Origin of the sequence: Pseudoalteromonas sp. BZB3 (assembly GCF_040104455.1) — a bacterium.
Lineage (GTDB): Bacteria > Pseudomonadota > Gammaproteobacteria > Enterobacterales > Alteromonadaceae > Pseudoalteromonas.
The window spans coordinates 294,672-309,370 of record NZ_JBECOS010000001.1 but is presented as its reverse complement, the minus strand read 5'-3'; the positions used below and the strand labels follow the sequence as shown (position 1 = coordinate 309,370).

Annotated in this window: 13 protein-coding genes; 8 read left to right on the top strand and 5 right to left on the bottom strand. The window is 41.9% G+C overall.

Annotation, left to right across the window (positions count from 1 at the left end):
* Window positions 1-166: 166 nt before the first annotated feature.
* Together ABMY35_RS01330 and ABMY35_RS01325 are read left to right on the top strand one after the other, a co-directional pair.
* On the top strand, window positions 167-1,495 hold the full coding sequence (locus ABMY35_RS01330; protein WP_227009199.1) for a sugar MFS transporter: 1,329 nt from the start codon (window positions 167-169) through the stop codon (window positions 1,493-1,495).
* 211 nt (window positions 1,496-1,706) lie between these two features.
* Complete coding sequence (locus ABMY35_RS01325; protein WP_349284708.1) at window positions 1,707-3,920, top strand: YgiQ family radical SAM protein; 2,214 nt, start codon at window positions 1,707-1,709, stop codon at window positions 3,918-3,920.
* Between the two features lie 112 nt (window positions 3,921-4,032).
* Here ABMY35_RS01325 and ABMY35_RS01320 read toward each other — a convergent pair whose 3' ends face one another.
* Complete coding sequence (locus ABMY35_RS01320) at window positions 4,033-4,326, bottom strand: prephenate dehydrogenase (RefSeq protein WP_349284707.1); 294 nt, start codon at window positions 4,324-4,326, stop codon at window positions 4,033-4,035.
* 72 nt (window positions 4,327-4,398) lie between these two features.
* Between ABMY35_RS01320 and ABMY35_RS01315 the strand changes: the two genes are divergently transcribed.
* Complete coding sequence (locus ABMY35_RS01315) at window positions 4,399-4,608, top strand: hypothetical protein (protein ID WP_058028673.1); 210 nt, start codon at window positions 4,399-4,401, stop codon at window positions 4,606-4,608.
* A 15-nt stretch (window positions 4,609-4,623) separates the two neighbouring features.
* Here ABMY35_RS01315 and epmB read toward each other — a convergent pair whose 3' ends face one another.
* Window positions 4,624-5,637 (bottom strand): EF-P beta-lysylation protein EpmB, encoded by a 1,014-nt coding sequence (gene epmB / locus ABMY35_RS01310; protein ID WP_349284706.1) that lies wholly within the window; start codon window positions 5,635-5,637, stop codon window positions 4,624-4,626.
* Window positions 5,638-5,679: 42 nt separating this feature from the next.
* Between epmB and efp the strand changes: the two genes are divergently transcribed.
* Complete coding sequence (gene efp / locus ABMY35_RS01305) at window positions 5,680-6,246, top strand: elongation factor P (protein ID WP_058028675.1); 567 nt, start codon at window positions 5,680-5,682, stop codon at window positions 6,244-6,246.
* An 86-nt stretch (window positions 6,247-6,332) separates the two neighbouring features.
* Window positions 6,333-7,307, top strand: a complete 975-nt coding sequence (epmA, locus tag ABMY35_RS01300; protein ID WP_349284705.1) for an elongation factor P--(R)-beta-lysine ligase — start codon at window positions 6,333-6,335, stop codon at window positions 7,305-7,307.
* A 168-nt stretch (window positions 7,308-7,475) separates the two neighbouring features.
* Here the strand turns inward: epmA and ABMY35_RS01295 are convergent, their stop codons facing one another.
* The 3 genes from ABMY35_RS01295 to ABMY35_RS01285 all read right to left on the bottom strand — a co-directional run bounded on the left by ABMY35_RS01295 (window position 7,476) and on the right by ABMY35_RS01285 (window position 10,312).
* Complete coding sequence (locus tag ABMY35_RS01295; protein WP_349284704.1) at window positions 7,476-8,684, bottom strand: methyl-accepting chemotaxis protein; 1,209 nt, start codon at window positions 8,682-8,684, stop codon at window positions 7,476-7,478.
* 72 nt (window positions 8,685-8,756) lie between these two features.
* A complete protein-coding gene (locus tag ABMY35_RS01290) occupies window positions 8,757-9,449 on the bottom strand; it encodes a glycerophosphodiester phosphodiesterase family protein (protein WP_349284703.1) in 693 nt (230 codons plus the stop codon).
* On the bottom strand, window positions 9,449-10,312 hold the full coding sequence (locus ABMY35_RS01285) for a DMT family transporter (protein ID WP_349284819.1): 864 nt from the start codon (window positions 10,310-10,312) through the stop codon (window positions 9,449-9,451). The genes ABMY35_RS01290 and ABMY35_RS01285 overlap by 1 nt, the downstream gene beginning before the upstream one ends.
* 152 nt (window positions 10,313-10,464) lie before the next feature.
* Here ABMY35_RS01285 and ABMY35_RS01280 point away from each other — a divergent pair, with 152 nt between their 5' ends.
* The 3 genes from ABMY35_RS01280 (at window position 10,465) to ABMY35_RS01270 (ending at window position 14,490) form a co-directional block, all read left to right on the top strand.
* On the top strand, window positions 10,465-11,565 hold the full coding sequence (locus ABMY35_RS01280; protein ID WP_349284702.1) for a histidine kinase: 1,101 nt from the start codon (window positions 10,465-10,467) through the stop codon (window positions 11,563-11,565).
* Window positions 11,562-12,164, top strand: a complete 603-nt coding sequence (locus ABMY35_RS01275; protein WP_349284701.1) for a response regulator transcription factor — start codon at window positions 11,562-11,564, stop codon at window positions 12,162-12,164. Before ABMY35_RS01280 ends, ABMY35_RS01275 begins: the two co-directional genes overlap by 4 nt.
* 139 nt (window positions 12,165-12,303) lie before the next feature.
* The gene (locus ABMY35_RS01270) at window positions 12,304-14,490 is read left to right on the top strand and encodes an ATP-binding protein (protein ID WP_349284700.1); all 2,187 of its coding nucleotides are present in this window, start codon (window positions 12,304-12,306) and stop codon (window positions 14,488-14,490) included.
* The last annotated feature ends 209 nt before the right edge of the window (window positions 14,491-14,699 follow it).

Below are 14,699 nucleotides of genomic sequence, written 5' to 3'. Positions count from 1 at the left end.
AATGGCCCTTTTTTAATTAGCTGGTAAGGCTAGTAATAGAACAAATTTTAACGTAAAGTTAAATGTCAGCGCTGTCATTTTTGTTTACATGATGTAAAAAGCTGAAAAGATTTTATGGCATTGTGCCAATCTGACATAATTAAAATCACACAACGAGTAGAAGTTTATGGAAGCAACTGTGTCAAATTCAACGACAACTAAAAGCAATGCCATTCCTTTGGCTATCGTTGCGGCGATGTTCTTTATTCTGGGTTTTGTTACCTGGTTGAATGGTTCATTAATGCCGTATCTAAAGCAACTTTTTGATCTGACACCTATTCAGGCGTCTTTGATATTATTCTCTTTTTATATTGCAGTGACATTTACTGCTATCCCATCGGCAAAATTTGTTAAGAAAGTGGGATACAAAAACGGTATGGCCATCAGTATCGGTATGATGATGGCAACAGCTCTGTTATATATCCCTGCTGCGAAAACTCAGGTGTTTGCGCTATTTTTAGTGGCCCAGTTTACTATGGGTATCGCGCAAACTATTTTACAAACCGCAGTTAACCCTTACGTAGTTCGTTTAGGGCCAGAAGAGTCGGCAGCTGCGCGTGTAAGTATCATGGGTATTCTTAACAAGTTTGCCGGCGTTATTGCGCCATTAGCATTCACCGCACTTGTTTTAGGTGGCTTTAGTGAAGCGGCTTCAAGCGCGCCTTTATCACAAGTTGAAAAAGATGCTATGGCAGGAAACTTAGTGATGCCTTACCTAGGTCTTGCTGCATTTATTGGTTTGTTTGCATTGGGTATTAAATTTGCGCCACTACCTGAGATTGAAGAAGAAAGTGAAGACAAGTCGTCAGGTACCGTAAAAGAAGCATTAGCTCACCCAAATTTAGCCCTAGGTGTAATAGCTCTATTTTTATATGTAGCCGTTGAAGTAATTGCAGGCGATACTATCGGTTCTTTTGCGTTAGAATTTGGTGCATCTAATTATAGTATTATGACATCAGTAACCATGACATTTATGGTTACTGGTTACATACTAGGTATTTTCCTAATCCCTAAAGTTATTTCCCAGGAAAAGGCCTTAACTATTTCAGCAGTCTTGGGCTTGTTATTGACAGTTTGCATTGTTTTTGCCGACTCTTCAGCTGTAATTGGATTACCAGCCACAATTACACTACCAATCTTTGGAACTGTTGCGTTTGTAGGTGATGTGCCTCTTGCCGTTTTCTTTTTAGCACTATGTGGTTTAGCAAATGCAATCATGTGGCCGGCAATTTGGCCATTAGCTTTGTCTGGACTTGGCAAGCTAACTAGTGTAGCTTCTGGTTTATTAGTTATGGGTATTGCTGGTGGTGCTTTTGGTCCACTTTTCCTAGGTTTAGCAAAAGGTTCTGAAGCAACGGTTGCATCTAGCCAAACAGCATACCTGGTATTATTACCATGTTACCTATTTATCCTCTTCTATGCCCTAAAAGGTCATAAAATGAGAAGTTGGAAGTAAAGCATTTCTATCTAAAAGTAGAAATAATCCCGTGTGTAATGCCACCGTAAGGTGGCATTTTTTTGCCTAAAATTTGCTCTCCATATCTTTCCTACTTTCAACACCCTAGCAGTTACTAATAAACGTAGCGAGCTCACTGTGACTGTTTCAGATTCCAGCATGGTTCGATATGCGGTATAATCGGCGCCTTTTTTCTATTGGGGCAATTTACATGAACGCGTTAAAAGCGGAACGAGCACTGTTTTCCTATCCCAAATATTGGGCGGAATGTTATGGCAATGCACCTTTTCTTCCGACAACTCGACAAGAGATGGACGAACTAGGCTGGGATAGCTGTGACATTGTGTTAGTAACCGGTGATGCGTATGTAGATCACCCAAGCTTCGGCATGGCCGTTATCGGCCGTGTTTTAGAAGCACAAGGCTTTAGAGTCGGTATTATTGCGCAGCCCGATTGGTCAAATAAAGATGCCTTTATGTCACTGGGCAAACCAAACTTATTCTTTGGTGTAACCGCTGGCAATATGGATTCGATGATCAACCGTTATACGGCTGAAAAACGTATGCGTCACGATGATGCTTACACGCCGGGCAATGTCGGTGGTAAACGTCCAGACAGAGCGGTTGTGGTATATAGCCAACGCTGTCGCGAAGCTTATAAAGATGTACCTCTGGTAATTGGTGGTATTGAAGCCAGCTTACGTCGTATTGCCCACTACGATTATTGGCAAGAAAAAGTGCGCCGCAGCATTATCTTTGATGCTAAGGCTGACATTCTTATTTATGGTAATGCTGAGCGTCCGTTAGTCGAAGTGGCACATCGTATTGCTGCTGGTGATGATATTAGCCAGATCCAGAATATTCGCGGTACTGCGGTTATCCGTAAAGAGCCGTTAGATGGATGGCGCGGTAGTGATTCAACAGCCATCGATAAAGTGGGCAAAATTGACCCAATTCCAAACCCATACGGTGCTGATGATGTGGGCTGTAGTAAATCTGAGTTTGCTAAAGCTGGCATAGATTTAAAAGTAGAAGAAGCCAAACCTATCGTGGTTCAACCACCAAAATTAAAACCATGGGAAAAAGCGTATGTAAAGCTGCCTGCTTTTGAGCAAGTAAGTGTGAATAAGCCGCTTTATGCTCATGCTTCACGTATTTTACACCAAGAAACCAACCCAGGTTGTGCCCGTGCGTTATATCAGCGTCATGGCGACCGTTATGTGTGGGTGAACCCACCTGCTTTTCCATTAGAAACTGAAGAAATGGATATGGTATTTGGTTTACCATACCAGCGTGTGCCTCATCCTAAATATGGTAATGAAAAGATCCCTGCCTACGATATGATCAAAACTTCGGTAAACATCATGCGAGGGTGTTTTGGTGGTTGTAGTTTCTGCTCTATTACAGAGCATGAAGGGCGAATTATTCAAAGCCGTTCAGAAGAGTCGATTCTAGATGAAATTGAACAAATTCGTGACAAAGTACCCGGCTTTACTGGCGTTATCTCAGACTTAGGCGGCCCAACAGCTAATATGTACAAGCTGCGTTGTAAGAGCAAAAAGGCAGAGAGTACATGTCGACGTTTATCCTGTGTGTTCCCTGATATTTGTAAGCATATGGATACTGATCACACGCCAACGATTAACTTGTATCGTAAAGCGCGTGATGTGAAGGGCATCAAAAAAATCCTTATTGCATCCGGTGTGCGTTACGACTTAGCGATTGAAGATCCTCGCTATGTAAAAGAGCTGGTGTCACATCACGTTGGCGGCTATTTGAAAATTGCGCCTGAACATACCGAGTCTGGCCCGCTTTCAAAAATGATGAAACCGGGGATGGGGGCATACGACAAGTTCAAAGAGCTGTTTGATAAGTACTCCAAAGAAGCGGGTAAAAAGCAATACTTGATCCCGTACTTTATCTCGGCTCACCCAGGTACGACCGACGAAGATATGGTGAACATGGCGCTATGGCTAAAAGCCCATGATTTTAAACTCGACCAAGTGCAAAACTTCTATCCCTCTCCAATGGCAAATGCGACGACGATTTACCATACAGAGATGAATTCGCTGCGCAATATAAAGAACAACAAAGAAGTGGTGAGTGTGCCGAAAGGGGCTAGACAGCGCCGCTTACACAAAGCCATTTTACGTTACCATGATCCTGCAGGTTGGCCGATGATCCGTGAAGCGCTTCGAAACATGGGTAAAGCGAATTTAATCGGCGGTGGGCCAAATTGTTTGGTGCCAGACGAAACCAGACAAGAAAAAGCGCAGCGCGGAAAAAAAGGTACAGGTCATGGGCAACAAGCCCGTAAGGGCGGTAAACCTGCACTTACGCGTCATACCGGTTTTAGTCAGTTTAAAAAGGCCAATACTAAGCCGAGAGTTGGGGCGAATAAACAAAGAGCCAGCAAGCCTAAATAGCAGGTATAATCAAAAAAGCTGTCGTAAGACAGCTTTTTTGTAACTATAAGAAGGGAAATCGCGAGGCTTATACCGAACCTCTTAATTAAGAGCCCTATTTTTAGGGTTGGTATTATTTAAATGTAGCCAGCAATTGAATCAGGTTTTGGATCTTAAACACCACGGCTTTTAATTTCTCTTCGTCTAAATTTTCCATTTTGCTTAGCGCTTCAACGTCAGCGGCGGTATCTAGCACATAAGGCTTGAAGCGTTTTGCTTCAAAATCAAAGCCCGCATTTTTATCGAATAATGCAGTGAATTTTCCATGCCCTTGTTGCTGTAATTCATCTAATTTTTTATCAGCATCAAGTGCCTGACGGTAAACGACTTTTAGATTTTCATTGAGTTTTTCAATAACAGCTTGCATGTTTTTCCTAAAGTTGTCGGTAAATCGGCCGATAGTGTACGAGGATTCAACTAAAAAGTCAGGTATATGCTTATGAATATTTCCGGAAGTAACCTACCTGCTATGTCTGGTGCGGGCGAGAGTGGCGAAGTATACAGCGCTAAACTTGCCAAGTCGCAACAACAAGCAGATGGTAAAGCTGCACTTGCTTTGATTGAAGCCGCAGGGTCGAGCGCTGCTGCGCAAAGTCCTGCAAAATCAACCACAGCAACTTTAGGCAATAATATTAACGTGTACGTTTAATCGTACTTTTTGATATTAGCGCAGCTGTAAATCAATCGGTGTCTTACTTGTTTTGCCGCCGATTTCTCTTACTAACTTGGGTACCAAAAAGCCAGGTAGCTCAGCCAGCATACCCGCCATCAAAGTAAGCGCAGCTTCTTCTGAGATATCAAAATGACTGGCGCCTTCGACTTTGTCTAATAAGTGTAGGTAATAAGGCAGAATATCCGCCTCAAATAGGCGTTCGCTCAGTGCCACTTGCGCTTCTACAGTATCATTTATCCCTTTTAACAAAACCGCTTGATTAAGTAGTGTTACATTCGCTTGTTTGAGCATTTGCATGGCGCGTTCAAAGTCATCGTCAATTTCGTTGCCGTGATTAATATGATTCACAAAGATGATTTTTAGCGGGCTCGCTTTAAAGCGCTCGCATAACTCAGGCGTAATACGTGCAGGGATCACCACAGGCAAGCGGCTATGAATACGCAGGCGTTTAATTTGTGGTAGTTGCTCTAATTGTTCTATAAACCAGCTAATGGCGTTGTCTTTGGCCATTAAAGGATCGCCGCCACTTAAAATGACTTCATTCACATGCGTGTGATTTTTTAAGTACTCAAGCACTTCGAGCAAAGCTTGCTTGTTTACTTGATTATCTTGATACGGGAAGTGACGCCTAAAGCAGTATCGACAGTTCACCGCGCAGCCAGTTTTAAACATCACTAGCACGCGAGAGCGATATTTATGCAATAAGCCTGGTATGGCACTTTGTTGTTCTTCTAAAGGATCTTTGTTGTAGCCAATTTGAGTAATAAACTCTTGGTGCTGAGGTAGCACTTGAAGTAATAATGGGTCATTGGGATCGCCAAAACGCATCTTCTTTATAAACGGCAGTGGCACACGCATCGGGAATAAACGACGCGCTTCTAGGTCTTTTTCACTGACATGACTGTTGATGCCAAGCATTTTTACTAGAGTTTTAGGGCAAGTGACCACATTTGCCAATTCTTTTTGCCAGTTACTATGCAAATTTACTTCATTTGTTTGTATCATTAGCAGGTTTATTACTCGATAAAAGAAGATTAGAGGATACCGATGGCGAATTATAGCACCAACGAGTTCAAGGGCGGCCTAAAAATTATGATCGATGGCGAGCCGTGCACCATCTTAGAAAATGAAATGGTTAAGCCGGGTAAAGGCCAAGCGTTCAACCGCGTTAAGATCCGTAAACTGATCTCAGGTAAAGTACTTGAGAAGACATTCAAGTCTGGTGATTCAGTAGAAGGTGCTGACGTAATGGAAACTGAGCTAGCTTACCTATACACAGACGGTGAGTTCTGGCATTTCATGAACAACGACACATTTGAGCAGATCGCGGCTGACGAAAAAGCAATGGGCGACAACGTAAAATGGTTAGTTGAAAACGACGTATGTACAATTACACTTTGGAACGGTAACCCAATTGCGGTAACTCCCCCAAACTTTGTAGAGCTAGAGATCACTGATACTGATCCAGGTCTAAAAGGTGACACAGCGGGTACAGGTGGTAAGCCTGCAACACTCACTACAGGTGCTGTAGTACGTGTGCCACTTTTCGTTCAAATCGGCGAAGTAGTGAAAGTAGATACGCGTAGCGGTGAATACGTAGGTCGTGTGAAGTAACATTCAGTTATTTCTGAGACCAAATAATCCCAGCTTAAGCTGGGATTTTTTATGGTTAGAATATATTTATAAAAGAGTTAGATATTATGTCTGAGAACAACTGGGCACCGAGTGCGGATATTCAAACACTTAAGCAACGGGCAGTAATTATCGCGAAAATTCGTCAGTTTTTTGCTGAGCGTGATGTAATGGAAGTTGAAACACCAAGCTTATCAGCTGCCAGTGTGACAGATGTTCATCTAGCGACTTTTGCGACTGAGTTTGTGGGCCCTGGCAATGCCAAAGGGTTGCCTTTGTACATGCAAACCTCTCCTGAATTTGCCATGAAGCGCTTGCTTGCCGCTGGCAGTGGCGCCATTTATCAATTAGCTAAAGCATTTCGCAATGAAGAGTCGGGTCGTCATCACAATCCTGAATTTACGATGTTGGAATGGTATCGCCCGGGGTTTGATGAATTTGATTTAATGAACGAAATTGATGCGCTGATGCAGCTTATATTGAACTGCAAAAAAGCCACCTCTGTGAGTTATCAACAAGTCTTTATAGATGTATTAGGTCTAGACCCACTTGAAGTAACACTGAGCGAGCTACAGCGACTCGCAACAGAAAAAGGCTATGGCGATATTGCCGCAAATGAAACTCACAAAGACACGCTGTTACAATTGCTATTTTGTATGGAAGTCGAGCCTAAGATAGGCATTGAAGCACCTTGTTTTGTGTATCACTTTCCAGCCTCACAAGCAGCATTGGCGCAATTAAATCCAGATGACACTCGCGTAGCAGGGCGCTTTGAGTTGTATTTTAAAGGCATGGAATTGGCCAATGGCTTTAATGAACTCACGGATAGCAAAGAGCAAGCAGCGCGTTTTGCGGAAGATAACCAGTTCAGAGTGCAAATGGGCTTGCCAGAAGTGGCAGCAGATGAGCGCTTTTTAGCGGCGCTCACACATGGTTTGCCACAATGTTCGGGTGTAGCGCTAGGCATTGATAGGTTAGTGATGCTATCTACGGGCAAGTCGTCAATTAAAGAGGTGATAGCCTTTGATATCACACGTGCCTAATCCTCGTCATCTTTCAAATCATACCTTTGTTGGCTAAGCTGTATTCTGGAGCGCCAGTCCGAGTTCAATCACATAGATGCCTATGCTTATGAACTCACTTGCTTGCCGCCTCTGCATAATTTGAAATTTATAGGGGATAAATAAATCCACTAATAAAGCTACTTCTTTTTACCTCACGAAGCGGCGTAATTCCTCTTGCGTCGTTTGTGTGAGTTTTTGAGCTTGTTGGCATTGCTCCGAAGCCGCATCAATTTGCTGTTTTGCTTGTTGTGCAAGTTCAACAATATTGAGTACCGTTTGATGGGTGTGGTTTTGCGTCGTTTCAAGTTGATGTACTTCACCGACGATGGCTTCGAGCTGTGTTTGGTTATGCTCAAAGTCACTACACATGCTAGCAAACCCTCCCGACGTCTCACTGATGGCTTTCTCAGCCGAGCTTGAATGACTAATCAACTGTTGTGACTCTTGATGTGTCTCTCCGACTAACACATCCATTTGGTTGATGAAGTCACTGATCTGACGCGTCGCATCGTTTACCTTAACTGATAGATTTCTAACTTCATCGGCAACCACCGCAAAACCTCGACCAGCTTCACCAGCACGTGCAGCTTCAATTGCAGCATTCAGCGCCAGCAAATTAGTTTGGTCCGAAAACTCTTCAACCATCTTCAGGATGCTGCGTATATTGTCGCTGTTCTCTTTTAGCCCTGCGACAGTATTGGCGAAATTACCAAGTAATTGCGTGATGTGCTGAATTTCACCCACTAAGGTAGACAAAGACTGTGATGAACCACGCACAAAGTGTAGGCTTTCGGTATTGGCTTGATATACATGATCGGTATTGCCCACAATACTTTGCAAGCTATGGGTCACTTGGTCGCTGGCGGCAATGATAGAGTCACTGCTCGAAATTTGTTGCGCACCCAATTCAGAGGTTTGTTGCATAGAATGAGTGATTTCTTGGTTAGAGTTGGCTGCAACTTCTGCGCTATGATAAGTGTTGTTGAGTAGCTCACTTAAGCGGCTGGTAAAGTGATTATATTGCTCACTGACTTCGCGGAATTCATCGTAGGTAAACTGCGGTAACTTAGCCTCTAGATTGCCATCATCTCTATTTATTTGTTCTAACGTATCGCGCATGGCTTTGATTGGACGTACGATAAGAAAACGCATATAAAATAATGTGAAGATAAATCCACCGATAGCGCCAAGTGCCATTAACCAAAATAGTCCTGTGCCTTGTTTATCTTCAGTTAATTCAGCATACAGCCAAAATAAAGTGATGAGCTGGAAAGCAAATAAAAAGCTCAGGTTGCCGAATATCTTTCTAGAGAGAGTAAAAAAGAAACTCTGTTCAATTTGATTATATAAACTCATGTATAGACTCATATTTTGGCTCTTGATTTGCCAATTTCTTTTAATTCTAGAACATACTAGAGATTTCTTGCATTATCGCGACAAAATCATTTTAGCGTAGCAGGGGTAATTACTAAAAATACCATCTACGCCTAAGTTCTGCATTTCTTCTATTTCTTGTTGTTTATCGACCGTATAGGTCATCACCTTTAGGCCTCTTTGCTTGGCATCTGCCACAAACTCATGGTTAATAAAGTTCTTATCTAAATGCACACTGTGAGCATGCAGATTTTCTGCAAAGTAGGCGTAATTAAGCGGGATAGAGGCGGTTAATGCGCCTATTTTAACCCAAGGCAGGTTTTGCTTAAGCCATTTTAGCTGGTGGTGATCGAACGAGGAAAGCAACAACTGTTCACGCTCAATAATGCCCTCAGTCACATTTTGTTCGAGGATTTGAACTAGTTTATCTAGGCCAAAGGTGTGCTTAAGCTCTAGGTTGATTTGAGTTTGTGTACCAATCAGCTCGAGTACCTGTTGTAAATTAAGGACATGTTGACCCTCTCCAGCATCGAGTTTTGCGATTTCTGAAAATGGTGTATCAACCACGCGGCCATTGCCATTGGTTGTTCGGTCTAACCAAGAATCATGAATGATCACAAAGTCATCGGCGCAACTTTGTACGTCGAGTTCTATGCCATCAACTTGGGCTTGCAAAGCCACTGTAATGGCAGAAGCTGTATTTTCAGGATAGTTACCACTGGCACCTCGGTGCGCAAAGATCTGCATTAGGCTTTTTTCCTTGTGATTGACCAAGTTTCAAAACAGGCTGCGCTGATAACCAGCAAGCCGCCGATTAAAGTCATCATATTTGGCTGTTCTGACAATAGCATAAAAGCCAATACGGTGCCGTACAAGGGTTGCAAACAAGAAATTAACCCGGCCGTTGTCGCTGATAGAAATCTTAAACTGCTAGCAAAGAGTGCATGCGGCGCCGCGGTAAAAATAATACCCGCCAATAACAGCAACCAAATATCTTGTTCGGGTAAGTCTGTCGGCCCAACATCAACGAAAGCACAAAGCATTAAACTAGCCACAATAGTTTGATAAAGCATAGTCTGCGGGCCGCCATAAGATGAGAAGTACTGCTTTTGCAGCAAATTTCTTAACGCAAATAACAACCCTGAGAAAATGCCTGTGACTATCCCTAATGTAACGTCATTACCCAGGTTAGCTTCTGGCACTAATAAGTAAATTCCGAATAACACCGTCATAGCGCTTATAATATCTTTGCTTTTAAGCTTCTGCTTACTGACAAAAGGTTCTAAAAATACGGTGATTACAGGATAAGTAAAGAAAGCGATAATGCCAGTTGCGATGCCTGCTAGTTGCATACCGGCAAAGTAAGTCACCCAATGTAAGCCAACCACAATACCTAACATTATGGCGATGCCGTAATCTTTTTTGTGATTAAGGGCGATGGCTTTGCCTTGAAATTTGAGCAAGCAAACTAGGGCAATAAAGGCGATGGCTGTACGGTATACTGTAATATCAAGCGCTGATAAGGCAATGAGTTTAGAAAATAGTGCAGTACCACCGAAAAGCAGGACGGCGGTATGGAGCTGAATAAGAGCAGATTGTTCTGAGCGCATGAGCGTGTCGTGTTGTCTTTTTTTTGAGTCTATCATTGATGACACTTGTCACTAAACAAATTATGAATAGCAGTTAGTCTATGCAATTATATGTGCCTATTATGTCTTCGAGCACTAACCCAATAACAGACTGACCCGGAACTGGAATGAACATGCTTAACAAACCCCATAATATGGCATTAGCCCACCCCAACAAGCAATTTTGGAATTGGGGACCACTGTTTTTTTCAAGTTTTTTCTTTTTTCCTCTACTGACTAATTGGCAGTCGTTATCTGTGGGCGATATTACTGCGCAGCTAGCTATCTATGCGTTTTTTGTGTTTCTATATGGTATTGCTTTGTACAAGAAAGGTGAGTCGGTAACGTCTAGCTTGGCTGCTATGGCTTTACTCTGTTGCTTGGGTACTTATGTGACCTATGGCACTCACTCTTTATTTGGCTTTATCGGCTTTTTCTGTGGTTTTAATTATCGCCGAAAGCAAAGTTTTATGATGATGGCAGCATTGCTGGTGGTTATTTTTATTAGTGCATTTTTATTTGTGCCAGTGAAATCACTGTACTTTGTTTCTCCTGCAGCGATTGTCAGTATTGGGTTGTTTATTTTTGGCATGATGGAGCAAAGAGAGCGACTCTATCGTGATCAACAAGCAAAAGACCAGCAACAAATTGAGCAGTTGGGAGCAATTGCTGAGCGAGAACGTATTGCTCGAGACTTACATGATTTACTAGGCCATTCACTGTCATCAATTGCGCTTAAAGCTGAGCTTGCTAGTAAGCTCACGACATCAGGAGCAAATGAACAAGCTTCACAAGAATCGGAGCAGGTGGCGCAATTAGCCCGAGACTTATTAAGCGAGGTTCGACAAGCCGTTTCTGGTTTAAAACAAGTGGGGCTATATGCGCAGATTGATGTATTAATCGCACGTTTGCAAGATGCAGGTTTTATTGTCGAGCAATCAATTGATCGGGTCGTGTTAAGTGCAGAACAAGAATCTAATTTGTGTTTTATCTTTAAAGAAGCGGTGACCAACATAATCCGCCACAGCAAAGGAAAGTATGTTAAATTACAATTAAGTTCCCAAAGTGGGGTCGTTGAGTTGCAGATCAAAGATGATGGTATCGTTAAAAAATATCAGTGTGGAAATGGCGTTGAAGGGATCAAAGACAGGGTCGCGACACTGCAGGGGCAGTTTGATATTAGTACAGATTCAGGAATGGCCATCAACATTCAGTTTAAGGAGCGCGTTGCATGATCAAAGTATTAGTCGTCGAAGATCAAGGGTTAGTACGAGGGGCCATTAGCGCATTGTTAGGATTAGATGTGCAAATAGAAGTAATTGCACAAGCTCAAGATGGATTAGAAGGGTTAAATGCGCTTCAAGAGCATGAAATCGACATTGTGCTCACTGATATTGAAATGCCAAATATGACAGGGCTTGAACTTGCTGAGCAAGTCATAGAAAAGTACCCGAATAGTAAAGTGGTCATTATGACGACTTTTTCTAGGGCGGGATATATTCGTCGTGCCATGGGCATGGGGGTGAAAGGGTTTGTACTTAAAGAAGCGCCCAGTGAGTATTTAGTCAATACCCTGAAAAAAGTCATGGTAGGACAAAAAGTCATTGATCCTGAGCTGGCAATGAGTGCGTTAGAAGACAATGATCCTCTTTCTGAAAAAGAGCGTAAAGCGTTACGTTTTGCGAGTGAAGGGTTAAAAACTGCTGAAATTGCACAGAAATTGTTTTTGAGTGAAGGCACAATTAGAAATTATTTGTCAGAAGCGATTGCGAAACTAAACGCAACAAATCGAGTTGATGCGGCCCGAATAGCTAAACAAAAAGGCTGGCTGTAATTTAACCTGCCATGTAGACTGTTGCAAAAGACTGAATGTTTGTAATGTAGAGTAATATACTTACTCTATTAATTTGCTTTAAAATCATATTTTTAAATATTAAACTCATCCTAATTTCCTAGTTCAAAATAAGTGGATTATGCAAGAGCTACATTTCGCGATGCCAATAATGTCGTTAACGGCGATTATTTCTGCTGGTGTGATGACCCTTAATTGGTTCATGTATCAGAGTGCCGATGGCGTTAAACAATGGATGTACTCTATGCAGTTGATGGCACTGACCTGTTTGCTTTTAATTGGAATTAGCTACCAGCCAGAAACGATTACTTTTGCAGCCCTTATTTGTCTATTCGCGACTTTCTACTTTTTTGTTTCAGGCACAGAAAAATTCTTCAAAGTGAAGCACTCTCCAAAACTATGGCTCGCGATAGGTGTGGTTTATTTTGGACTCACAATCTGGTTTAGCTTTATAGATTCAAACAGAGCAATGCGTTATATCGCCTCCTATTCTTTGGTATCAATCGCCATGGGGTTGTCCATTCGTGCACTGATGATTTGCACACCTTGCCAACATCAGCGTACTAATTTGTCGCGTTGGGGCTTTTTGGTTTCATGCTTGTGTGTGTTTTCCGTTTTATCTATTCATTTATTAACATTAGATGCGCAGCCTACGACAGCAGCATTATCAAATTTACACACCACTCAGGTGTTGGTGATTGCTGCAACAGTGTGTTTACCAATTATTTTATGTGTGGCGTTCAGTCTTTTATGTGGTGCACAGCAACTTGAGAAAATGGCTGTGCTAGCGCAAAAGAATAAACAAACCAGTTTATTAAAAGGGCGCTTCTTAACTATGCTCAGCCATGAACTCAGAACGCCTTTGAATGCCATAGTGGGCCACGCTGATATGTTAAAACGTATTCCGCGTGAACCGCAAAAACATGCGCAATTATGTGATGTGATCAGCGAAGCTGCACTTTCACTTTCAGATTTGGCAAATCAAGTGTTACTGCAAGCGAAGGGCGAGCAAGTCGGTGCTTTGTTAAAGCCCACAAGCCTAGCCGAGCAAGCGCAAACTGTGCATGAATTACTTCTGCCACTTGCTAAAAACAAAGACTTAAACTTTAAACTGCGTGTTGATGAACGCTTGAGTGAGCTTTACTTTTTAACAGACAAAGAATCTCTGCCACTGGTCTTAAAGAACCTTGTATCAAATGCGATTAAATACACAGACTATGGTGAGGTCGTTTTATCCGTCAGTATGCATGAGCAAAAAGTGCAAGCAGACGATACTCAGCAAGTCGTCAGGTTCTCTGTTTCAGATACGGGCGTAGGTTTAAGTAAAAGCGCACTGGATTATATTTTCGAGCCTTTTGCGAGCAGCCAACTTGAGCATAATATCAGTAATAGTGCGGGTTTTGGCTTAAGTTTAAGTAAGCAGCTTGTAGAAAACTTAGGCGGAGCATTAACGGTGAACAGCGAGCTAAGCAAAGGCACTGTTTTTACTTTTGATTTAATTTTGTCTGTTTGTGAGGCGCCTGAGCGAATAGTCGATGAGAGTAACCTAAAGTCGCCTGAACAGCTCGTATCCAATCATATTCTTATTGTTGAAGATAACTTATTGAGTCAAGAGGTGCTTAAGCACTACTTACAAGATACTAATATGGAGTGCGAGTACGTAAGAACACTCAAAGCTGCGAGCGACATCATGGTTGATAATCAGTTTGATGTCATTTTATTAGACATGCACCTACCTGATGGTTATGGCTTAGAATGGTGGCAAAATTTACAAAGTCAGTTTGAACCAGCCCAAGCTCCTACTGTGATTGCGCTGACAGGTGATGTTGATGAGCGAGCACAACAGAGATATTTACAACAAGGTATTGCTTATTGTTTAGAAAAACCGGTATCAGGTTCGACACTATTATCTGTTTTAGAGCATGTGGGTACAGCACATACAACACAGATAAACCCACTGCAGTTATTAAACGAAGCGCTGATACAACGTTTAAATCAGCAATTTGATAGTCACTTTTTAAATACTAAATTGATGTATTTAGCAGATACATTTGATTACGAGTTTGCTCAGTTGAAAGGTTTAGCTGATATTCAAGCCATCGATCAGCTTGAAATAAAACTACAGACTTTAATACAAGAATGTATTGAGTTAGGCCTGAAAGCCCTAGCCCAAGCGCTGGAAGAAACCAATCAGGCCGTCAAGGCGAAGCAAGTAATTGATTGGCGCGCTTTACATCATTACGCAAAACAAAATGCACTTGCATTGCAAAACTATCAACAGAAGTTTGTTTCAGGTATAGGGAATTAGTCGACTTTTAAGGTTAGAAACTTTGCCATATCCTGTTTTTTAGAAAGTACATAGAGCAGTGCTCACTGCTTTTTTTGGTGAAATAATAGTTAAATTGCATATATTACAGCATATTACATATTTGCTAAAAAGTATTACTTTTAAAGTTAACCCCTCATCTCTAAATATTACATAGAAATCAACTTCTACATATTATTTCCATAATTATC